Here is a 21,642-nt window from a genome sequence, read left to right as displayed (position 1 = left end):
CAGAAGTGCGTCAGAACACGAGCGTGGCCGTCGCCATGAAGGTCTTCGTGCTCTTCAGCCGGTTGGTGCTCGTAACCGAAGGCACCCAGCGCAGGCTCGCGGATAGCGGCGCCTTGCCGCCAAGCTTGGTGTCGTAGGTGATGATCGGACCGACCGTGAAGTCATGCCCGACGAAGCCGTTGAGGCGATCGGCGGTCGGGCCGGTGTCGTCGCCGAGCTGCTGCACGGTACCCATCACCACGCCCATGCCGAAGCCGTTCGCGAACTTCTTCAGGCCCATCACGTCGAGCGTGAAGAGCGGTGCGTTCTGATAGTTCGTCGCGGTATTGCGCGTGTAGAACTGGAAGCTCATGACCGCGTCGAACTCGAGGCCGTACTTCGGCACGAGCTTCGTATAGGCGACGGTCGGCACGAAGGTCCAGTTGTTGAGGCTCGGGTTCGCGAGCGCGCCGACTTCGTAATTGCCCGTCGGCGCCCAGATGTTGAAGGACAGCGCGATGTGATCGGTCTCCGAAAAATGGTAGCCCGCTTCGATCGGCGTGAAGAGCATGTCATAGAGATTCGACGCGCGATCGCTCGTCGTCCTGGTGAGCTGACCGGCGGCGAAGCTGCCCGTCACCTTCTCCCAGATGTAGGGCAGCGTGATGCCCGATGCGAACGCCCAGCCGCCGTAGCTTCCCCATACCTTCAGCAGGCTCGCGAGCGTGAGCGACAACTCGCCGTTCAGGCCGAGCGAAGTCTGTCCCGCAACCGGCACCTGACGCCCAGCGCCGATGGAGCCATCGAGATAGACGGTCTGCAGGCTCGCGATCCACACCGGCTCTGTCGGCACGATGCCGACGCCGGACAGCACGCTCGTCCCCGCGACGGGCCGTCCCAACGCACCTTCCGTCGCCCAAGCGTTGCCCGCGCCGAATATCGAAGCCAGCGTGAGCAGCGCCGCCTGCACGCGCCTTGCCGGGCGATGCTGTCGCGCGTTTGTGCGCGTTCCCATGTCTTCACCTCCGCGCGGTTGAAGCCTGAATCCGATAGACCCGAAGGCCATTCCCCAGCAATATTGGAATTCATCGGCTTTGTAAAGCGCGGTACGGCATTCAGCCTGCTGATCGGCGCAGTCAGCATTACTCAAGGAAACTTATCGACTCGAGGTTCAAGGTTTCATTAGTAATCTTCGATGAAGATCATTGCCTCGGTGAGCTTTTGAAGCTCGGCTATGATTGACGCTTCAATTCCGCTTCGCCAAAAGCGCATCATGCCGAAAACATTCGCGCCATTGTTTCGCCGCCTCACGCCCGCTGACGCCGAAGCATTTCGCGCCATCCGTCTAGAGGGCCTGCAACGCTATCCCGCGTCCTTCGGCGCTTCCTATGACGATGAACACACACAAGCGCTCGAATGGTTTCGCGCGCGCATTGCGGATCACGCGGTATTCGGCGCCTATGCGAGCGATGGAACGCTTGCCGGCGTAGCCGGACTTCTCGTGCCGCCCGGCGCGAAGCTCAGGCACAAAGGCATTCTATGGGGCATGTATGTGCGCGAAAGCGCGCGCGGCACGGGACTTGCGCGAGCGCTGCTCGATTGCGTGCTCGCGCATGCGCGCGGTGTCGTCGATGAAATGAAGCTCGAAGTGGCACCCGATAATCTCGCGGCCATCAGGCTATACGCCGCGGCGGGGTTCGTCGAATATGCCCGCGAACCGCGAGCGCTGAAGATCGGCGGTACGTATCACGATTCGGTCTTCATGACACTGCGGTTCGAATGATCCGCCCGCGCGCATCGTCCGTTCAAAGAGGCACGCGAAAGAGAACATCGAATTCGTCCGTGCTTTCCTCGATACAGCCGATGCTGACGAGAAACTTGTCGGTGCGAATCATCTCGATCACGCCGTCCGCGATGATCAACCGGTAAATCTCTCCGTTCTCGTTCCTGATTGCCACCCGCATGTCGATGAGCGGCTTCGTCGCGCGCGCGTGCTTCGATACGAACGCCATGATCTTCGCGTCGAGTTGCGATCTGACCGTGCCTCTGATCCATGTGCTGCGCATGGCGCCCTTGTAAGAATCGTATGTGAAGGCACGATAGCATTCGGGGCCCATATCGCGTGCGTCACAAGGGCAAGACAAACCTTTCGATATCTTTCCGGCCGAGCCGCCCGCTGCGACTCGACCGGCGCGTGCAACGTCTATGCCTCAGGAGGGAAAGCCGAGCGCCGTCGCCTTTGCGCGCAAGTCGGCGAAGCGTCCGCCGGGTGTCGGCGTTTGCGATGCGCCCTCGGCCGCTTTCGCCGCCTGCGATTTGTCGACGGTGCCGAGGCCCGTGCCGGTTGCCGGCGTGTTCGAGCATTCGAGTCCGAACGGCCCTTGCGGCACGGCGAGCGCCGGCGCATCGGTGCGCGGCGCGGCGCTCAGGTCGAGCGCATAGGCCATGTTGAACGTGTTGGGATCGCTCGCGCGCACGCCCAGCGGATCGAGCCCGAAGCGCCAAGCGAGCAGTTGATGAATCGAGCTCGGATCGAATGGATAGCGCGCCACGTTGTTCGCGCGCACGCGTGGTCCGAGCAGCATGCAGGGCACGCGGAAGCCGAGGCGGCCGTCGTTGCCGAGCTTCTGTTCGGCGGAGGTCAGCGGCCTCACCGGCGGCGCGACATGATCGAAGAAGCCGCCCCATTCATCGTAGACGATGATCATGAGCGTGCTGCTCCAGTTCGGGCCGGTGCGCAATGCCTCGTAGATCTGCCCGAGCAGCGCCTGACCGTTGCGCACGTCGGCGTGCGGATGATCGTCGTTCGAGGTGCCGTTCGCCTCGCCCGCGAAGCTCGGATCGACCATGCAGAACGACGGCAGATTGCCCCCGGCCGCATCGGAGAGGAAATCGGAAAAGCGCTTCGAGCGCCCGACATAACGCGTGCCGTACAGCGCCGTGAACGGCACGTCGTTGTAGTAGTACTTCGATGACACGTTCTTTGCGTCGAGTCGGTCCCAGATTGTCGAGAGCGACGAGGTATCGAGCGTGTCGCTCAGCCGGTCCGTTTCGCCGCTATGCAGATAGACGCGGTTCGGAAACGTATCGGCGAGAATGCCGGTCATGTAATAGTCGCAGACGGTGTATTGCGTCGCCGCCTGGCGATAGAACTCGAGATCGCTGCCCGTGAAGTAACCGATGGGCAGCAGATCGCCGCCCGTCTTGTTCGTGTCCGGCGTGAGCAGGAAGCCGTTCATCGCGCCGTTGGCGAGATGCGTGCGGCCCGCGTCATATTCATGATCCGGGTCCGCGAACTGGCAGCCCTGAAAGCCATAGGCCGCATTGGCGGAAAGCGAGAATGTGGGATGCGTCTCACCGAATGCATCGGTGAACTGCCTGCCGGCCTGCTGGCCTTCCGCGCCCGGCACCCAGCCGAGCATGTGATCGAACGAGCGGTTCTCCATCGTGACGAGCACGATGTGATCGATGCCCGATGTCGCCGGCGCGGGCAGCGCGGGGCGCGGCAGGTTCGCGCGATCGGGCGGAACGTTGCCGATGGGGCTCGTCGGCGTGACCGTGCCGGAGTTGTCGTCGCTGCCACCGCCGCCACATGCGGACAGCATGGCCGTGCTCGCGAGCGCAGCAAGCAGACGGCGGCGTACCGCGTCGGGTTCGTTCGAGGGTTTCTGAGCCATGACGGCGCTCCGTGCGAGTGTAGTTATCGGACGCCGCTCGTCTGAAACGCGGTTGCGCTACAGGACCTCGGAGGCGAACGGCTTGTGGTGCCGGGATGTAGCATTTGCCATTCCTAACACCTTTCACTCACACGACAGAAGGCTATGGACTCGTCACGACGGAACTGCTCGCGCCGTCCGCGACGCTCGCGTCGAGCGAATATGCATCGACCCCTTCGATGCAGCCGAGGTTCACGCGCCACTCCGCCGGATTCGTCCGCGTTTGATGGAACGTGTAAATTCCACAGCGCTTGCAAAAGAAATGCTTCGCGACGTGCGTGTTGAATTGATACATCGCGAGTTCGTCCTCGCCTGAAAGGATGCGCAGCCTGTCCGCCGGAAACGGCGGCGACATCACCGCGCCGCGCCGCCTGCAAAGACTGCAATTGCAGCGCACGGCAGGTTCGATCGGCGTATCGGCTTCGAATGTGACCGTGCCGCAATGGCACGCGCCTTTCAGGGTTGTCGGACTCATCGTCGGTCTCTCCTTCCATTTTTCACGCCGCGTCCTCCACATATTGCGCGAGCCCGTGGCCGAACGACCAGTCTTCGCGGCGATTCGGCGCGAGCGCGATCAGCACGTCCTCGGGCCGCAAACCCGGCGATACCGCGAGCTTCGCGGCGAGCGTCCTGTAGAAAGCCTTCTTGGTCGCGATGTCGCGCCAATCGCTCGCGGTGATGTGGATGAAGACGAGATCATCGCTTCGTTCGATGCCGAGATAGCCCGGATCGTAGATGAAGTCTTCGCGTTCGTGCTGCTGAATCAGCTGGAAGCGATCGTCGGCGGGAACCTTGAACGCTTCCACGAGCGCTTCGTGCACGCTGTTCGAGATCGCGCGGATGTGCTCGCGCGGCTTGCCTTTCACGAGTGAGATGCGGACGAGCGGCATGGTGGATGCTCCTTCGAAACGGAATCGAAAGCGATGAGTCAATCGCCGGGTGAGTCCACTCTACGCCGCGCTATCGGTGCTGAATATCGAATAGTTCTGCATCGACCGTTCGACAAAATCGAATCATCGCGCCCGCAAGGCCTCCACGATATTCATCCGCGAAGCCCGCAACGCCGGCAGAAATCCGCCGATCAATCCCATCAGCAGCGAGAAGCCGAGCGTCTGCGCGACCACCGAAGGCGTCAGAAGGAAGCGAAACGACAGATCCGCGAAGGTCTGGAAATTGGTCGTTGAAAATGAAGCGAACTGCATGAGCGCGGCACAGCCAAGCCCGGCGACACCACCGGCGAGGCCCAGCAGCAATGCTTCGAGCAGGAACGCCCCGAGCACATCGAAGCGCTTGAAGCCGAGCGCCCGCAACGTGCCGATCTCCGCGACGCGATTCGCCACCGACGCATACATCGTGATCATCGCGCCGATCATCGCCGCGACCGAAAAGATGGTCGACAGCGTGAAGCCGAGGATATTGATGAACGTCGACAGCGCCTTCGACTGATCGCCATAGAACACCTGCTCGCGCTTGGCTTCGTCGGCGAGGCGCGGGTCCACGTCGATGTCTGCCCTGAAGCGTTCGAACGCATCGCTGCGCGCGAGACGCACGACCATCGACGAAAAGCTCGTGCGCCTGAACGATTGCATCAGCTGATCCACGTCGCCCCAGATTTCCGAATCGAAGCCGCTGCCGCCCGCGTCGAAGTGGCCGACCACGGTCCAGTCGCGCTGCGCGAATCGCAAGTGATCGCCAATGCGCGTGCCGCCGAAGCCCTTCGCGATGCTGCTCCCGACGACGATCTCCGACGATCCGCGTCTGAACATGCGTCCCTCCGTGAGCTTCACTTGCGGGCGCAGCTGCACGCCCATCGGCGAGACGCCACGAATCACGACGTTCGCGGGCGTGTTCGCGCCGAGCTTGGTGAGCGAGATCAGCACCACGGTTTCCTTCGATGCGAGCGGCGCGCCGTCACCGTTCATCGCAACCGATGGATGCATCTCCATCACATTGGCCTGCGCGCGGTCGATCGCGCTCTGGATCTCGGTCTCCGCGCCCTTGCGGATCAGGACGACGTTATCGCGCTCGCCGGTCGACACGAGCGTTTTCTTCAGGCCCGCGTCGAGCATCAGCACGGTCGCGAACACGAACACGACGAGCGCGAGGCCGCCCGCTGTGAGCAGCGTCGTGAGACGGCGCGCCCAGAGATTGCGTGCGACGTAGGAGACGGGAATGGCCATCGCGCGTCCTCAGCCGATCGCCCGCAGGCCTTCGACGATGCGCACGCGGCTCGCCTGCACCGCCGGCACGATCGCCGCCGCGAGCGCCACGACGAACGCGCATGCGGCCTGCAAAAGCATGGTCTCGCGCGAGACCATGAAAACCGGGAACACGCCGCCCGTTGCGTGCTTGAAGACTTCGGCCATCGGCGGCGTCGCGAGTATGCCTATGCCGCCGCCGATCGCGCAGATCGCCATCGATTCGCCGAACACGAGCACGGAGAGAAACACCGGCCCGAAGCCGAGCGCCTTCAGCGTCGCGTACTCGGTGGTGCGCTCGCGCGCGCTCATCGCCATCGCGTTCGCCATCACGGCCATGATGATCAGGATGACCACGTACGACACGACGCGTATCGCCGCGATGATCTGATTCGACATCGCGACGAAGCCGAGCTGAAACGCCTGCTCGGTTTCCGTCAGCGTTTCGGCGAGCGAGTTCTTGAAGACCTCATCGATATTGCGCGAGACGGCCGCGGCTTCGTCCGGGTCCTTGATGCCGACCACATACACGCCGACCTGATCGACGTTGCGCTTGGTCGTCTTGCGGATCGTCTCGTTCAGATACTCCCAGTGAAAGATCAGTTGCCGCGTGATGGTCGATTCGTCGCGCCCTTCCATGATGCCGCGCACGACGAAATCCCATGTGCCCGGATAGATCGTGCCTTTGAGCGGAATCACGTCGCCGACCTTGAAGCCGTATTGATCCGCGAGCTGACGGCCGATGAGCGCGCCCTTGCGGTCGCGTCGAAAATCGGCGCGCGCCTGTTCGGAAACGATGAACTCGGGATAGAGATCGAGATAGTTCTCGGACACCGCAAACTGCGCGAAGAAGTTCTTCGGATCGCGATAGACGCCGCCGAACCAGTTCGAGCGCGCGACGATGGTCACGCCATCGACGCCGCGAATGCGGTTCTCGTAAGCGAGCGGCAAGGGAAACACGAGCGAGATCGCATTGCGCGTGACGAGCCGCGCGTTCGATGCCGCCGCCGCGCCCGCATACCACGCATCCACCACCGTATGCAGCAGGCCGTACGCGAGCACGGCAATCGTCAACCCGAGCACCGTCAGCGTGGTGCGCAGCTTGTGACGCAGCGCGTTGCGCAGGATCAGCTTGAGCACGTACATGATGGCTTAGCGCGGCGTTCCATCGATCAGTTCGCCCTTCTCGAGATGCACGAGCGCCTTCGCCGCGCTCGCGGCGTGTGCATCGTGCGTGACCATGATAATGGTCTTGCCGAGCTTGTCGTTGAGGCGCTGCAGCATCGCGAGGACATCGGCGGCGGAGTTGCGGTCGAGATCGCCGGTGGGTTCATCGGCGACGATCAGCTTCGGGTCCGTGATGAGTGCCCGCGCAATCGCGACGCGCTGCTGCTGCCCGCCCGACAGCTCCGACGGATAGTGGCTCATGCGGTCGGCCATGTTGACCATGTCGAGCACCATCGCGACACGCTCCTTCCGCTCGTGGCGCGTGAGGCGCGTCAACATCAGCGGCAGTTCGACGTTCTCGAACGCGGAAAGCACCGGCATCAGGTTATAGAACTGGAAGATGAAGCCGACGTTCGCCGCGCGCCAGTCCGCGAGCGCGGCTTCGGGCAGACGCGTGATGTCGAGCCCGCCGACGAGCAGCTCGCCGCTGTCGGGCCTGTCGATGCCCGCGATCAGATTGAGCAGCGTGCTCTTGCCGGAACCGGACGGGCCCATCAACGCGACGAAATCGCCTTGCCCGATGGACAGCGTGATGTCGGTCAGCACCGGCACCGTCTGCACGCCGCGTCGATACGACTTCGCGACGTGGCTGATTTGAACCAGAGGCGGGGCGCTCACGCTATTTCTTGGCCAGAGTGACTCTGGCGCCGTCCTTGATCTTGTCGCCGGGCGACAGCACGACCACGTCGCCGGGTTTCACGCCCTGCACCGCGAGCAGCTCGCCGATGCGTTCGCCCGCCGACACCGGCACTTCGCGCGCCGCGTCGTGCTCGATCCTGTAGACCACTTGCCTGCCGTTGCGCGTGACGACCGCCGTCGGCTGCACCGCGACGACCGCCTTCTTCTCCTCGGGCGGCACGGGCTTCGAGAGGAACGCGACTTTCGCGGACATCTCGGGCAGCACGCGCGCATCGCGCTCGACGAAACGAATCTTCACGAGCACGGTGGCTTTCGAGCGATCGACCGTCGGCACGATGCGCGACACGCGGCCCGCGAAGCGCGCGTCGGGCAATGCGTCGAGCTGGACCTCGCACGGCTGGTCGACGGCGATGCGCGAGATGTTCGACTCGGCGACATCGGCTTCGACTTCGAGCGTTTTCATGTCTGCGATGGTGACGACCGCGCCCTTGCTGTCCGACGCCGACGAGAACGGCGTGATGTTGTCGCCGACGTTCGCATGCTTTTCGAGCACGACGCCGTCGAAGGGCGCGCGGATCACGGTCTGATCGACGGCCACTTGCGCGGCCTGCGCATTGGCCTGCGCGGACACGATCGCGGCTTCGTCGCTATTGATGGACGCCTTGGCCTTGTCGTAGCGGGCGAGCGCGGCGTCGTACTGCGTCGCCGGAATCGCGCCCTGCGGAGCCAGAATCCTGAAGCGCCTGAGATCGACTTCCGCGTTCTTCAGTTCGGCGCGCTGCAGCTCGAGATTGGCCCGCGCGACCTTCACCTGCGCCTGCGCCTGCGCGAGCGACGCGGTGACGTCGTTACTTTCGAGCCGCGCGATGATCTGTCCTTCCTTCACCGGCGTGCCTTCGAGCACGCCGAGCCATTCGACGCGTCCCTGTCCCTTCGACGCGACGGCCGCCTTGCGCTGCGGCACGACGTAACCGGTGGCGTTCAGCAGCGTATAGCTTTGCGACGGATAGACCGACGTCACGGTGGCGCTTTCCACGGCCTGCGGGCCGGTCAGGCGCAATGCCACGGCGGCGAGCACGAGCAGGATCGCGACGATGACCGCATAACGCAGCCAGTGGCGCCGGCGCCGCGGCATGGCGGCGGACGGTCCCCGGTCGATTTTGAGTTTTTCTAGATCGTGTTCAGCCAATTTGTGGATTTGCGCCTCGGATGAGCCCGCGGGTGGGATGCGGTGAAAGGATGGTCAGTATAGCGCCGCGATCGCTGCTTCTTGCCCGCAAACTCCCGCACATCCGCCGACCGGAACGGCCTCGCTCGCGACGCCCACTTGTGAATTCAGGTTAAAGATGCTTTGAGTCTCGCGCCGGCTCCAGCGCTGGAAGTTGTGTAGAGTGGCCTCACATCGAGATACACCCGACACATCGAAGACGGAGACGAGACATGAAGACGTATCGCATCGCGACCATTCCCGGCGACGGCATCGGCAAGGAGGTCGTGCCGGCCGGCCAGCAGGTGCTCGAAGCGTTGGCACGCAGCACGCAAAATTTTGAATTCAAATTCGAGAATTTCGACTGGGGCGCGGACTACTACCGCCAGCACGGCGTGATGATGCCCGCCGATGGCCTGGATGCGATCCGCGACAAGGACGCGATTCTGTTCGGCTCGGCCGGCGATCCCGACGTGCCCGACCACATCACGCTGTGGGGCCTGCGTCTGAAGATTTGCCAGGGCTTCGACCAGTACGCGAACGTGCGCCCGACGCGCATCCTGCCGGGCATCGATGCTCCGCTCAAGCGCTGCAGGCCCGAAGATCTGAACTGGGTGATCGTGCGCGAAAACTCGGAAGGCGAATATTCGGGCGTGGGCGGCCGAGTGCATCAGGGGCACCCGATCGAAGCCGCGACCGATGTATCGATCCTGACGCGTGCCGGTGTCGAACGCATTATGCGTTTTGCATTCAAACTCGCGCAGTCGCGGCCGCGCAAGCTGCTGACCGTCATCACGAAGAGCAACGCGCAGCGTCACGCGATGGTGATGTGGGACGAGATCGCGGGCGAAATCGCGAAGGAATTCCCCGACGTCAAATGGGACAAGGAACTGGTGGATGCATCGACCGCGCGCATGGTCAACCGCCCCGCCACGCTCGATACTATTGTCGCGACGAATCTCCATGCGGACATCCTGAGCGATCTCGCCGCCGCGCTCGCGGGCAGCCTCGGCATCGCGCCGACGGGCAACATCGATCCGGAGCGCCGCTATCCTTCGATGTTCGAGCCGATCCACGGCTCCGCCTTCGACATCATGGGCAAGGGTCTCGCCAACCCGATCGGCACGTTCTGGTCGGTCGTGATGCTCCTCGAGCATCTCGGCGAATTCGAGGCCGCCAAGCGCGTGATGGCCGCGGTCGAAGCGGTGACGGCAGACCCGTCGCTGCATACCGGGGACCTGGGCGGCAAGGCGACGACCGCGCAAGTGACGGCCGCCGTGTGCGCGTTCGTCGAGCGGGTGGAAGCGGCTGCGGTTTGAGGTTCGAGGTTCGGTCGGGCGTCGTCGAGAATGTAAAAGCGCCTCACCCGCGACGTCATGCGTGTCGCGGGCCGCACCGATCGAATTCATCATCACGCATGCAAAATGCCGATCCGCCCGGCTTCGTTTTAAGATAGCCACTTCATCATGACCTCGGCTTCTTGCGCCAGGAGTGGCAGGTGTCTCTATTGAAACGTCGACGTGGCGCCGCGCTATGTGTTACATGCGCGCTGCTGTGCGGGTCGATATCCACTTTCGCGGCCGCGACGGGCGGCGGCCATTCAGCGACCGCTGACGATGCCGCGAGCGGCGCATCGGCGCCGGCCATCATGTCCGCCAATGCCCTTCCGCCCAACTTCACCGGCGACGATCCCGAGCACGTGCGCGATGCACTGGCGGGCCACCCGGCGCCTGGTCAGGCGCCATCGATCGCGAGCCGTGTGCGGGCGTTTCTTTCGCATCCGTTCCGCAAATCGCAGCAAGGCGCTTCTGCGGCGGCCGGTGCAAGTCAATCGAAAACGCAGACAGACACGCGGGCCGACCGCACGTTCACGTTCGTCATTCCGGTTTCATACGGCGTGCGCTACCTGTCGAAGAAGAAGGTGCTCACCGTGAATGTGTCGCTGGCGGCGCCGGAGAATCCGGACGCGATTCTGCTCAAGCAGACCGTGAAGGGACAAAGCGGCCGCAAGCTCGTCGTCGCGCCGGAGGCAAAAGCGAAGGGATTCGTGCAGACCTTCGACGTCATTCAGTTGAAACCCGAAGGCGGCATCAAGACCACCGTGCGAGGCCGCACGCTGCTGCCGAAGTTCGATCACGAGCACGACAACGAGGACTTCGCGATCGTGCTCATCTGCACCCTCGCGCCGCCCTATCTGCTGGACGACGTCGAGCACAGCGCGCCCACCGACGAAGAACCCACGGACATCACGCGCAGAACGTCGACACTGAATGGAAGCGTCGATGCGGCGTGGCTCATCGATCGCAAGGAAGGCACCATTGTGACGAAGCGGCTGCGCCTCGTGAAATAGCAGGCGCGCCGCATCCCGGCCCGATCAATACTCGATGGCCGAATCCAGCGGATAGACAGGCCGCTTCAGGTTCTCGAACGAGAAAAGGCCATAGTCGGAGCTCGTGACGCCACGGCTATCACATTCGACGAGGCCACCTGAAATCGGCACGAACACCGGGCGGCAATACATGCGCGACTTGAGGATCAGAAACCGCGCGTCACGCGGATCGATGCCGACGCTCTCGAACACGCCCAGATCCCAAGGTTCGTGCGTACGCTCCGTCACGAGGATGCGCGCCGCCGGCGTTTCGATCACCGCCGCGCGGCCCATGTACGCGCGTTGTCCCGTGTAGGTCGGGCCGCTGATGATGTACTCGCCATCGGTCAACGCGCGCACGACGCCCTTCACTTCGAGCGACGGCTTGCGGAGCGAAGCCACGCTTGCAAGCTTGTTGCCGATGCCAAGCGTGACCGTCGCGCCCTCGCCTGCTTCAAAGAGCTTCGCCACCGCTTCGGGATCGCACAAAGGCCCGACGACGATGCCGTCGAGTCCTTGCTTCAACGCTTCCTCGAATGCATCGGTCGTGTCGCACGTTCCGCCCGACATGCAGTTATCGCCGTGATCGAGCAGCAGCACGGGCTTGTCGGTTTCGCGCGCGAGTGCGGCACCCGCGCTGATCGACTGCGCAAGCGGCGCGCTGCGATACACGAAGTCGTCGCGCTCGTCCCAGATCTGCCGCGCGATGCGGTCCGCAACCTCCTGCGCTTGCGCGCGCGCACCATCCGCCACGACAACGACACTGATACAAGGCGCGGCGATATCGGCCAGCGAAAAACCCGATAGCACCGACACCGCCAGCACGCCGTTCTCGCGCTCGGCGGCGCGCGCCGCATCGACGGCGCGCTTCATCGCACCCTCGGCGGTCGAACTCCTGAGCGTGTGCGTGAGCAGCGGCGGCTGCGCCCATGCGATCACGGGCTTCGCCTTGCCATGAATGAGATCGAGCAATAGCCGCGCCGCATGCTCGCCGCTTTCATACATGTCGACGTGCGGATACGTCTTGAAGCTCGTCATCACATCTGCGTTGTCGATCATCTTCTGCGTGACGTTCGCGTGCAGATCGAGCGATACCGCGATGGGCGCATGCGGCAGCACACGCCGTACACGTTCGAGCAGATCGCCTTCGCCATCGGGCGAATTCTCCGCGACCATCGCGCCGTGCAGATCGAGCATCACCGCATCGCAACCTTCGGCTGCATCGACGATCGCCTGACAGATCGCGTCATAAGCCGCAGCTGCTACACGTCCGCTCGGATTCGCCGATGCCGATATCGGCGTGACGATCTCGGCCTCTTCGCGCTTCGCCGCATCGATGAACGCGGACATCGCCGTGCGCATGCCCGCATTCTCGCGATACGCATCGTCGCCATAACAGGGACCGTCGCGCCCGAACGCTTCGAGCGGCGTCGCTACCGGCGAAAACGTGTTGGTCTCGTGATTCATCCGCGCGATGAGAATCTTCATGCGGCGTCTCCTTCAGCTGCATTCGCCGCCCGCAGCATCACGTGCAGAAGCACGTTGCAGCCCGCTTCGAGATGATCGGCGCGCGCATCCTCGATTTCGTTATGGCTGATGCCGTCCTTGCACGGGACGAAGATCATCGCGGCCGGCGCCACGCGTGCGAGATATACGGCGTCATGTCCCGCGCCGCTCACGACACCCATCGACGTGAAGCCGAGCGCATCTGCGCTCTCGCGCACCGAAGCCACCAGCGCGTCCGCGAACGGCTGCGGCGCGAAGTAGACCACTTCGTCTACCGTCACCGGCAAGCCCGCTTGCGCACAGGCTTCGCGCAATGCGCGGTCCATTGCGAGCAAAGTGGCATCGTCGGCGGCGCGCAGATCGACGGTCAGCTTCACGCGTCCAGGAATCACATTGCGCGAGTTGGGATGCACGTTCAGCCAGCCAACCGTGCCACGTCCATGCGGCGCGTGATCGAGCGCGATGCGATTGACTGTGCGAATCAGGTCCGCGGCGACGAGCAGCGCATCGCGGCGCAGTTCCATCGGCGTCGGGCCTGCATGCGCTTCCATGCCGTCGATGGTCACGTCGTACCAGCGCTGGCCGAGCGCGCCCTGCACGACACCGATCACCTTGTCGTTCGCTTCGAGCACCGGGCCCTGTTCGATGTGGGCCTCGAAATACGCGCCCACGTCATGGGCCGCGACGCGCTCGCCCGCATAGCCAATCGACGCGAGTGCATCGCGCACGGACACGTCTTCGCGATCCACTTGCGCGAGCGCATGCTCGAGCGTGAACGCGCCCGCGAACACGCCCGAGCCCATCATCACCGGCACGAAGCGCGAGCCTTCCTCGTTGGTCCATACGGCAACTTCGAGCGGCGCGGCGGTGCGCAGGTTGTTGTCGTTCAGCGTGCGCAATACTTCGAGGCCCGCCAACACACCGTAGTTGCCGTCGAACTTGCCGCCGGTCGGCTGCGTGTCGATATGGCTGCCCGTCACGACAGGCGGCAGATCGTCACGCGTGCCCGCGCGGCGCGCGAAGATATTGCCGATGGCATCGACGCGCACCGTGCAGCCGATCTCCTTGGCCCACGCGACGAAGAGATCGCGGCCTTGCTTGTCGAGCTCGGTGAGCGCGAGACGGCACACGCCGCCCTTCTCCGTCGCGCCGATGCGAGCCAGCGCCATCAGACTGTTCCAGAGACGCGCACCGTCGATGCGCAAGCCGGCATGCGCCGGCATATCGTGAGCTTGCATTCGAGGTTCCTTCGCTAAGTAATGGCAAGCGCGGCGTCAAACCACGCCGACACCGAGATAACGGTCCTTGATGGATTCATCGGCGATGAACGCGTCGTTCGCGCCTTCGTACACGATGCGCCCTTGCTCGATGATGTAATGACGATCCGCGAGCTGCGTGCATACTTCGAGGTTCTGTTCCACGAGCAGGATCGTCACGCCCGCTTTGCGAATCAGCTTCAGTTGCGCGACGATCTCCTCGACGATCACAGGCGCGAGTCCTTCCACCGGTTCGTCGAGCATGAGCAGGCGCGGATGATTCATCAGCGCCCGGCCGATTGCGAGCATCTGTTGTTCGCCACCGGAAAGCTGGCCGCCGCCATTCGTGCGCCGCTCTTTCAGTCGCGGAAAGATGCGATAGATATCGGCCAGTTGCCAAGGCGAGTCCTTGCGCGCGCCGAGCCGAAGATTCTCTTCCACCGACAGCAACTTGAAGATGCCGCGATGCTCGGGCACGAAGCACACGCCGCGCGCGGCGATCTTGTGAGGCGGGAGTTTCGCGAGCTCTGCACCCTGGAATTTCACGCTGCCTCGTTGGGCTGTCACGACGCCCGCGATGCTCTTGAGCGTCGTGGACTTGCCCGCGCCATTGCGCCCGAGGAGCGTGACAGTCTCGCCCTCGCCAATCTTGAGCGATACGCCCTGAAGAATATGGCTCTTGCCGTAATAGCCGTGAATGTTATCGACATCGAGCATCATGCGCGGCCTCCGGTGATCATGTTGCCGAGATAGGCGCTGCGCACGCGTTCGTCGCCGCGAATATCGGCCGGCTTGCCTTCGACGAGCACGCGGCCTTGTTGCATCACCGTGATCGTGTCGGAGATGTCCATCACGATATCCATGTTGTGCTCGATCAGCACGACCGTATAGTCGTCGCGCAGGCTGCGGATCAGATGCTTCATGTCGTCGAGATCGTCGATGCCCATGCCCGAGGTCGGCTCGTCGAGAAAGATCGCCTTGGGCCGCGCGGCGAGCGCCATGCCTACTTCGAGGCGTCGTTGCTGACCATGCGACAGCGCGCCCGCCTGCGTCGATGCGAAGCGTTGCAGGGCGAGCCGCTCGAGAACGCCATCCACAGTATCGCGATGTTCGAGCGCGCCGCGCGGCGGCGTCCATGCATTGAGCGCGCGCTTCGAGTCGACGCCTTGCGCGGCGAGGCGCAGGTTTTCGCGCACGGAGAGATTCGTGAACAGGCTCGTCACCTGAAACGAGCGCGCAATGCCGCGCTTCACGCGGCGATGATCGGGCTCATGCGTCACGTCGTGACCATCGAACACGATATTGCCCGACGTGATCGGCACCGTGCCCGTCAGCACGTGAAAGAGCGTGGTCTTGCCCGCACCGTTCGGGCCGATCACCGAATGCACCGTATTCTTCACGATGCGCAGATTCACATCGGTCAACGCCGAGAACTTGCCATAGCGCTTCGCGACGCCCTTCGCTTCCAGTATCGACGCGCTCATGCCGGCTCTCCTTCATTGCGCCTCACCGCGCGCCAGATACGTTCGCCCAGTCCCCACAGTCCGCGCTGCACGAAAAGGCTCACGGCAATCAGCACGAGCCCGAGCAGCAGGAGCCAGCGCGGCCAGAGCGTCGAGAGCCAGTCGGCGAACAACACATAGAACGCCGCGCCGAGCACGGAGGAAAAGAGGTTGCCCGTGCCGCCGATCACCGTCATCACGAGAATCATCTCGCTCGTGTGATAGTCGATATTCGATAGCGGCGCAATGCCCGTCATCATCGCGTGCAGCGCGCCGGCCAGGCCCGTGACCGCGCCCGATACCACGAACGCCGCGAGCTTGAAGCGCTTGACGTCGTAGCCGACGGCAGCGGCGCGCGCTTCGTTGTCGCGGATCGCGAGCAACGTGCGGCCGAAGACCGAATGCGACACACGCAGCATCAGCCAGAACGCGATCAGGAACAGCACCGCGACGAACGTGTAGTACTGCCACGGCGATGCGATCGATACGAGCGGCTGACCGAAGATCGACAAGGCCGGACGCGGAATATCGAGCAGGCCGTTGTCGCCGCCGGTGAGATCGGGCGTGGTGTATGCGAGAAAGTAGAACATCTGCCCGAATGCCAGCGTGAGCATCACGAAGTACGCGCCGCGCTGACGGATCGAGAACCATCCGACGATGGCCGCCGCGACCGCACCCACCACGATCGCACCGAGCAACGCAACGGGTACTTGCAGTCCTGACTTCGTGAGTATCAGGCCGGCGCTATAACTGCCGAGTCCAAAGAAGATGCCTTGCCCGAAGGACAGCAAGCCCGTATGCCCGAGCAGCAGATTGCAGCCGAGCGCGGCGAGCGCATAGACGAGCACTTCCGTTGCGAGCGATCCGGATCGCATCGTCACCGGCAGGATGCAGACGACGATCGCCGCGAGCAGCAGGAACCGATATCGATGCAGCGAATGCCTGAGGGATCGTTGGGGCACGCTCACGTCCAATGTCTTCGAATCGAGTTTGGAATTCACGCTGTCCTCCCGAGCAAGCCGTTCGGACGCAGCAGCAGCACTGCCGCCATCGCGACATAGATCATGAGACGTGCGCCTTCGGGCCATAGCGTGCTCATCACGCTTTGCACGATGCCGACCAGCAATCCGCCGACGAGCGCGCCGAGAAAGTTGCCCATGCCGCCCACCACGACGACGACGAACGCGACACCGAGCGCTTCGATGCCCATGAAGGGATCGACGCCGCGTATCGGCGCGGCGAGCACGCCCGCGAGCGCCGCCGTGCCTGCGCCGAGCGCGAACACGAGACTGAAGACGCGCGTCACGTTGATGCCGAGCAGCGACACCATCTCGCTAGATTCACTGCCCGCGCGCACCGCGCTGCCTAGGCGCGTGCCTTCGAGCACCCACCACAGAATGCCTGCCAGCACGGCCGTGAACGCGATCACGAAGAGGCGGTATTTCGGGTAGATGAAGCTGCCCCACATTACGACGCCGTTCAGGATGTCGGGCACGGCCACGTTATCGCCGAGCGGTCCCCACGCGATGATCGCGCATTCCTGTATCACGAGCGCGAGACCGACCGTCGCGAGAATATGGAACTCGTGCTGTTGCGCATAGACATGCCGCAGCACGGCCTTTTCGACGATCCACGCGCACGCGCCGACGACAATGGGCACGACGACGAGCGCGGCCCAGAAGCTCATGGACCACTGCATCGCCTGATAGCAGAAGTACGCGCCCAACAGATAGAACGCGCCGTGCGCGAAGTTCACGAAGCGCAGCAACCCGAACACGATCGACAAACCGACCGCGAGCAAAAAATACAACATGCCCACGCCGATGCCGTTCACGACCTGCAACAAATAAACGTTCATGGCCTTGCATCAGAAGAGTGGCGGCGCGAATGCAAGGCTAGCCTGCATTCGCATGAGAACAACGCGTCAGCACATCAAGCGATCAGGCCAGCTTGCACTGCGTCTTGTCGAGCGGCAGGAACGATTGACCCGAACTCACGATATCGGCGTAATCGTCCTTGTCTTTCATCTTGCTCTTGGGCTTGCCCTTCAACAGGTAGTAGTTCTTCAGCACCTGGTGATCGCCCGCGCGAATCTCTTCGGGACCGGTCAGGCCCGCGTACTTCATGCCCTGAAGCGCGGCGATAACCTTCTTCGTATCGGCGGTGCCCGCCTTCACGATGCCATCGAGAAGAATCTTCGTGCAGATGTACGAACCCGCGAGACTGTAGTTGGGGTTCGACTTATAGGCCGCGTTCACGCGCTTGACGAGATCGTGATTGAGCGGCGTCTCGATCGCATGCCAGTACTGAGCGCCGAAGTACACGCCCTCGCAGATATCCGGACCGAGCGCTTCGAATTGCTCCAGACCCGATGCCCATGCCATCAGGATCGTGCAATTGTTCTTCATGCCGAAGCTCACGGCCTGACGCAACGTGTCCGACGATTGCGAGCCGAAGTTGAGGATGAGAAGGACATCCGGCTTCGCGGCGACCGCATTGGTCAGATAACCGCTGAACTCTTTTTCATTGAGCGAGTGATAGCTGTTGCCCACATGCTCGATGCCCTTTTCCTTGAAGATGTTCTTCGCCGCCGAAAGGAGGCCGTCGCCGAACACGTATTGCGGCGTAATCGTGTACCAGCGCTTCGCCTTGGGCATCGATTCGATCAGCGGACGCACCGTCTGCTCGATCGCGCCGAAAGTCGGCACCGACCAGCGGAAGGTCGCGCTGTTGCAGTCCTTGCCGGTGAGCTCGTCCGCGCCTGCCGTCGTGATGAAGATGCCGTCGGCCTTCTCGGCTTCCTTGCCCATCGCAAGCGCTTCCGACGAAAGAATGCCGCCCGCGAAATAGCGCGCGTTCTTTTGCTGCGCGATTTCCTGCACGCGCCGCACGGCGGTTGCGGGTTTTCCCTCGGTATCGAGCGTCGTATAAGCGAGCGGTTGCCCCAGCACCTTGCCGTATTGCTCGATCGCGAGCTTCATGCCGAGGTCGGCGTACTTGCCATTGGCCGCGAACGGACCCGACATCGGGACCGGGCACGCGAACTGGATAGGCGAGCCCTGCGCAAAGGCGCTTCTTGCGACGAGCGCCTCGAACGATCCGGGAATGGCCGACAGCGCGGCCAGCTTCAACATGTTTCGGCGATTCAAAATTGACGCTCCTAGAGAAGATGACCCGCGCAGCCGCCCCGCGTTATTTTCGTGGTACGTTCAAGCCTCGGCTCGGTTCATTCTATTTATCATGATAAATAGAATGAACCTGATGCTAGGAACAATAAATTCGGGTGTCAATAAGGCAAAATTCGGGTCAGCGATTTCGCCGTGCGCGCGCGTACGAAGCCGACAAGCGGACAAGCAGACAAAGAAAGGAGCATCGACATGGTGATGGAGCGTGCAAAGCGCGCCGGCGCGGCAATCGAGATCGCGCAGCAGCCGATCAAGCAGCCGAAGCGCGCGGATCTGGTCGCCGAGGAAATCAAGCGGCTGATCACGGAAAAGAACCTGAAGCCCGGCGACAAGCTGCCGCGTGAAGTCGAATTGCAGCAACTCTTCTCGGTGAGCAAGAGCACGACGCGCGAGGCCCTCAAGTCGCTCGAAGTGCAAGGCCTCATCAAAGTGACGACGGGGCCGTCGGGCGGCGGCACCATCGTCGAAGTGCCGCTCGATCGCACCTTGCAGCTCTTGCAGAACTATCTGTTCTTCAAGGACGTGACCATCGACGATATCTACACCGTCCGTCAACTGCTCGAGCCGGAGCTCGCGGCGGGCGCGGTGCCGCATCTCACCGAAGAAGACTTCGCGGCGCTCGAAGCGAACATCGCGTGTTGCGATGAACCCGCTTCGGCGCATGCGAATCGGGACATCGTGAGGCAGCGTCAGGAAGACGTGAACTTCCACGACATCCTTGCCGCGGCGAATCCCAACCCTTTCTTGCGCTTCACGTGCGAGCTCATCAACGAGATGATCCGGCAGCTCATCGAGTTCAGGAACGACACGCCGCAAACGGAGCACGAACGCTTCGGCCGCGCGAACGTGAAGATTCACAAGGCGATCACCGAAGCGGCGCGCGCGCGGGATGCGGAGAAAGTGCGCGAACTGATGGTGGTCCACATGACCGAAGCGCCGCGCTACGTGAAGCGCATGAAGGGCAAGCTGCGCGGGCGGCTCATTCTCGACTCGGAAATCCGCAAGCGCATGAGCGGACGCGGCGGATGATTCGCGGACGGCCGTGCGAAACGGCCGAGGCATGACCGACTACAATCCTTATGCACAGGCATGTGAAGCGCGTATTCGCCGGATCCTCCGGATGCGCGTCACATCATTTCAACCCATAAAACACGGAGTTTTTCGACGCAATGCGGGGCGGCGCCGGACGTCATGCCGTGCTCTGCCGTGCGGGAATGGCGCCATGCGGAGAACCTGAATGCCCGCCAGATTGAATGCCGTTCGCAAGACCGGGCGCATGGTCAGTCGCCGGCTGATGCGTCGCAACCGCAGCGCAGCAATGCGCTTCGCCGAAGCGTTCTCGCGGTTTCCGGTGCTCGCCGGACTTCTCGGCACCGCCATCGCCGTTTCCATGGCCGTGCTGTCCTTCGCCGCGCTCTGGCAGGGACGCGCGCAAGCGTTGCAGAACGCGCATCAGGCATCGGCCAATCTCGTCGCCACCTTGAGCGCCGATATCGTGCGCAATGTCGAAGCGAGCGACCTGTCGCTGCGCACCATCGTCAGCGGCGCGCAAAACCCCGAAGTGATGGCGCTTCCCCCCGATCTGCGCAACCTTGTCCTGTTCGATGGCGCCACCGGTATGAGCTATGTCGGCGGCGCGTTCGTGATGAATCGCGAAGGACGCATCGTCGTCGAGCGTGATCCGTCCCAGCATGCGGACCTGCTGTTCAACGACCGTGATTACTTCAGGATTCACGCCGACAACCCCAACGAAGGCCTCTTCATCTCCGGACCGTATGCGTCACGGTTGCGCAAGGGCGCGAGCTCGCTCGCGATGAGCCGGCGCATCGATGCCCCCGACGGCTCGTTCGCGGGCGTCGCCGTGATCGCCCTGAACGTCTCGTACTTCACGAACCTGCTTTCGCGCGTGAGCGTCGGCCCGTCCGGCTCGGTGTTCATCGTGCAGGAGGACGGCGTGGTGATCGCGCGCGAGCCGGCGTTGCAGTCGGAAGAAGCGCGATACGTCGTGAAGTCGCCGGCGTTGGCCGCGATGAAAGATGCACCTTCCGGCTCCTACATCTCCAAATCGGCGATCGACGGCGTGCGGCGGCTCTACACCTTCCAGCACGTGCCGGGCACGCATCTGATCGCCGCGGTCGCGCCCGCGGAAGCCGACGTGCTCAGTGCCTGGCGCCAGCGCAGCATTATCATCGGCGGCCTGACGCTGATGTTCGGCGGCGGCTTCATCATCATCTCCTGGCTGCTCGCGATCTCGCTGCGTTCGCGGGCGATCGCGCAAGAGAAGCTGCAGCGGCTCGCGGGCACCGATTCGCTCACCGGGCTATGCAACCGCCGCGCGCTCGATCGCCGGCTCGACGAGGAATGGCGGCGCGCGCGCAGGGTCGGCCAGCCGCTTTCGGCGCTGTTCGTCGATGTCGATTACTTCAAGCTCTATAACGACACCTACGGTCACGCGATGGGCGACGATGCGCTTATCGCGGTGGCCGATTGCATACAGAATTCCGCGAAGCGGCCCGGCGACATCGTCGCGCGGTATGGCGGCGAGGAGTTCGTCGTCGTATTGCCGGGCGCCGCCGCGAGCGGCGCGGTCACGTTCGCGGAACGCCTGCGCGTGAAGGTCGAGGCGCTCGCGATCCCCAACGGCGCCGCGCCCAGGCGCGTACTGACGATCAGCATCGGCTGCGCCACGGCCTCGCCGCGCCAAAGCGACGACTTCCTCAAGCTGCTCAGCAGCGCCGACGCGGCGCTCTATCTCGCGAAGCGCACCGGACGCAATCGCGCGATTCACGAAGACAGCGGTGCTAGTGGAGGCGCGTGAAGCGATGCGCGGCATCGGGCGTATCATGCTGCTGCAATCAG

The 21,642-nt window shown here is 63.2% G+C and carries 21 protein-coding genes; 5 read left to right on the top strand and 16 right to left on the bottom strand.

The genetic code is table 11. From position 1 onward, the window contains the following. Window positions 1–10: 10 nt before the first annotated feature. Window positions 11–994: a SphA family protein gene (locus AC1Z32_RS02575; protein WP_483477139.1), complete on the bottom strand. Its 984-nt coding sequence runs from the start codon at window positions 992–994 to the stop codon at window positions 11–13. Window positions 995–1,252: 258 nt separating this feature from the next. On the opposite strand from AC1Z32_RS02575, the gene AC1Z32_RS02570 reads away from it, so the two are divergent. Then, window positions 1,253–1,762 carry an N-acetyltransferase family protein gene (locus AC1Z32_RS02570; RefSeq protein WP_483477138.1) on the top strand — a complete coding sequence of 170 codons (510 nt, stop codon included), beginning with the start codon at window positions 1,253–1,255 and terminating at the stop codon, window positions 1,760–1,762. Window positions 1,763–1,784: 22 nt separating this feature from the next. Here the strand turns inward: AC1Z32_RS02570 and AC1Z32_RS02565 are convergent, their stop codons facing one another. From AC1Z32_RS02565 to AC1Z32_RS02530, 8 genes are all read right to left on the bottom strand, one after another. Beyond that, complete coding sequence (locus AC1Z32_RS02565) at window positions 1,785–2,045, bottom strand: hypothetical protein (protein WP_483477137.1); 261 nt, start codon at window positions 2,043–2,045, stop codon at window positions 1,785–1,787. Window positions 2,046–2,189: 144 nt separating this feature from the next. After that, window positions 2,190–3,656 (bottom strand): alkaline phosphatase family protein, encoded by a 1,467-nt coding sequence (locus AC1Z32_RS02560; protein ID WP_483477136.1) that lies wholly within the window; start codon window positions 3,654–3,656, stop codon window positions 2,190–2,192. Between the two features lie 142 nt (window positions 3,657–3,798). After that, entirely contained in the window at window positions 3,799–4,170 is a 372-nt protein-coding gene (locus tag AC1Z32_RS02555; RefSeq protein WP_483477135.1) for a GFA family protein, read from the bottom strand. Window positions 4,171–4,192: 22 nt separating this feature from the next. Then, a complete protein-coding gene (locus AC1Z32_RS02550) occupies window positions 4,193–4,585 on the bottom strand; it encodes a tautomerase family protein (RefSeq protein ID WP_483477134.1) in 393 nt (130 codons plus the stop codon). 123 nt (window positions 4,586–4,708) lie between these two features. After that, window positions 4,709–5,875: an ABC transporter permease gene (locus tag AC1Z32_RS02545; protein ID WP_483477133.1), complete on the bottom strand. Its 1,167-nt coding sequence runs from the start codon at window positions 5,873–5,875 to the stop codon at window positions 4,709–4,711. 9 nt (window positions 5,876–5,884) lie between these two features. Next, window positions 5,885–7,039 (bottom strand): ABC transporter permease, encoded by a 1,155-nt coding sequence (locus AC1Z32_RS02540; RefSeq protein ID WP_483477132.1) that lies wholly within the window; start codon window positions 7,037–7,039, stop codon window positions 5,885–5,887. A gap of 6 nt (window positions 7,040–7,045) precedes the next feature. Beyond that, window positions 7,046–7,738 (bottom strand): ABC transporter ATP-binding protein, encoded by a 693-nt coding sequence (locus AC1Z32_RS02535; RefSeq protein ID WP_483477131.1) that lies wholly within the window; start codon window positions 7,736–7,738, stop codon window positions 7,046–7,048. A 1-nt stretch (window position 7,739) separates the two neighbouring features. Then, on the bottom strand, window positions 7,740–8,894 hold the full coding sequence (locus AC1Z32_RS02530; RefSeq protein WP_483477130.1) for an efflux RND transporter periplasmic adaptor subunit: 1,155 nt from the start codon (window positions 8,892–8,894) through the stop codon (window positions 7,740–7,742). Between the two features lie 305 nt (window positions 8,895–9,199). Between AC1Z32_RS02530 and AC1Z32_RS02525 the strand changes: the two genes are divergently transcribed. Next, on the top strand, window positions 9,200–10,285 hold the full coding sequence (locus AC1Z32_RS02525) for a tartrate dehydrogenase (RefSeq protein ID WP_483477129.1): 1,086 nt from the start codon (window positions 9,200–9,202) through the stop codon (window positions 10,283–10,285). 179 nt (window positions 10,286–10,464) lie between these two features. After that, window positions 10,465–11,316 carry a hypothetical protein gene (locus AC1Z32_RS02520; RefSeq protein WP_483477128.1) on the top strand — a complete coding sequence of 284 codons (852 nt, stop codon included), beginning with the start codon at window positions 10,465–10,467 and terminating at the stop codon, window positions 11,314–11,316. A 24-nt stretch (window positions 11,317–11,340) separates the two neighbouring features. Here the strand turns inward: AC1Z32_RS02520 and AC1Z32_RS02515 are convergent, their stop codons facing one another. The 7 genes from AC1Z32_RS02515 to AC1Z32_RS02485 all read right to left on the bottom strand — a co-directional run bounded on the left by AC1Z32_RS02515 (window position 11,341) and on the right by AC1Z32_RS02485 (window position 18,747). After that, entirely contained in the window at window positions 11,341–12,822 is a 1,482-nt protein-coding gene (locus tag AC1Z32_RS02515) for a M81 family metallopeptidase (protein ID WP_483477127.1), read from the bottom strand. Beyond that, window positions 12,819–14,078, bottom strand: coding sequence for a Zn-dependent hydrolase (locus AC1Z32_RS02510; protein ID WP_483477126.1), 1,260 nt, complete (start codon window positions 14,076–14,078; stop codon window positions 12,819–12,821). Before AC1Z32_RS02510 ends, AC1Z32_RS02515 begins: the two co-directional genes overlap by 4 nt. Window positions 14,079–14,114: 36 nt before the next feature. After that, complete coding sequence (locus AC1Z32_RS02505) at window positions 14,115–14,816, bottom strand: ABC transporter ATP-binding protein (RefSeq protein WP_483477125.1); 702 nt, start codon at window positions 14,814–14,816, stop codon at window positions 14,115–14,117. Then, the gene (locus tag AC1Z32_RS02500; protein ID WP_483477124.1) at window positions 14,813–15,580 is read right to left on the bottom strand and encodes an ABC transporter ATP-binding protein; all 768 of its coding nucleotides are present in this window, start codon (window positions 15,578–15,580) and stop codon (window positions 14,813–14,815) included. The genes AC1Z32_RS02505 and AC1Z32_RS02500 overlap by 4 nt, the downstream gene beginning before the upstream one ends. Continuing rightward, entirely contained in the window at window positions 15,577–16,599 is a 1,023-nt protein-coding gene (locus AC1Z32_RS02495) for a branched-chain amino acid ABC transporter permease (RefSeq protein ID WP_483477123.1), read from the bottom strand. Before AC1Z32_RS02495 ends, AC1Z32_RS02500 begins: the two co-directional genes overlap by 4 nt. Next, window positions 16,596–17,456: a branched-chain amino acid ABC transporter permease gene (locus AC1Z32_RS02490; protein WP_483477122.1), complete on the bottom strand. Its 861-nt coding sequence runs from the start codon at window positions 17,454–17,456 to the stop codon at window positions 16,596–16,598. The genes AC1Z32_RS02495 and AC1Z32_RS02490 overlap by 4 nt, the downstream gene beginning before the upstream one ends. 82 nt (window positions 17,457–17,538) lie before the next feature. Further along, on the bottom strand, window positions 17,539–18,747 hold the full coding sequence (locus AC1Z32_RS02485) for an ABC transporter substrate-binding protein (RefSeq protein ID WP_483477121.1): 1,209 nt from the start codon (window positions 18,745–18,747) through the stop codon (window positions 17,539–17,541). A gap of 228 nt (window positions 18,748–18,975) precedes the next feature. Here AC1Z32_RS02485 and AC1Z32_RS02480 point away from each other — a divergent pair, with 228 nt between their 5' ends. Further along, complete coding sequence (locus AC1Z32_RS02480) at window positions 18,976–19,812, top strand: FadR/GntR family transcriptional regulator (RefSeq protein ID WP_483477120.1); 837 nt, start codon at window positions 18,976–18,978, stop codon at window positions 19,810–19,812. Between the two features lie 208 nt (window positions 19,813–20,020). Then, window positions 20,021–21,601, top strand: coding sequence for a sensor domain-containing diguanylate cyclase (locus tag AC1Z32_RS02475; protein WP_483477119.1), 1,581 nt, complete (start codon window positions 20,021–20,023; stop codon window positions 21,599–21,601). Window positions 21,602–21,642: the final 41 nt, after the last annotated feature.

The sequence above is a fragment of the Caballeronia sp. 11_S32 genome, from assembly GCF_056930355.1.
This window is presented reverse-complemented; position numbering and strand designations above follow the sequence as displayed.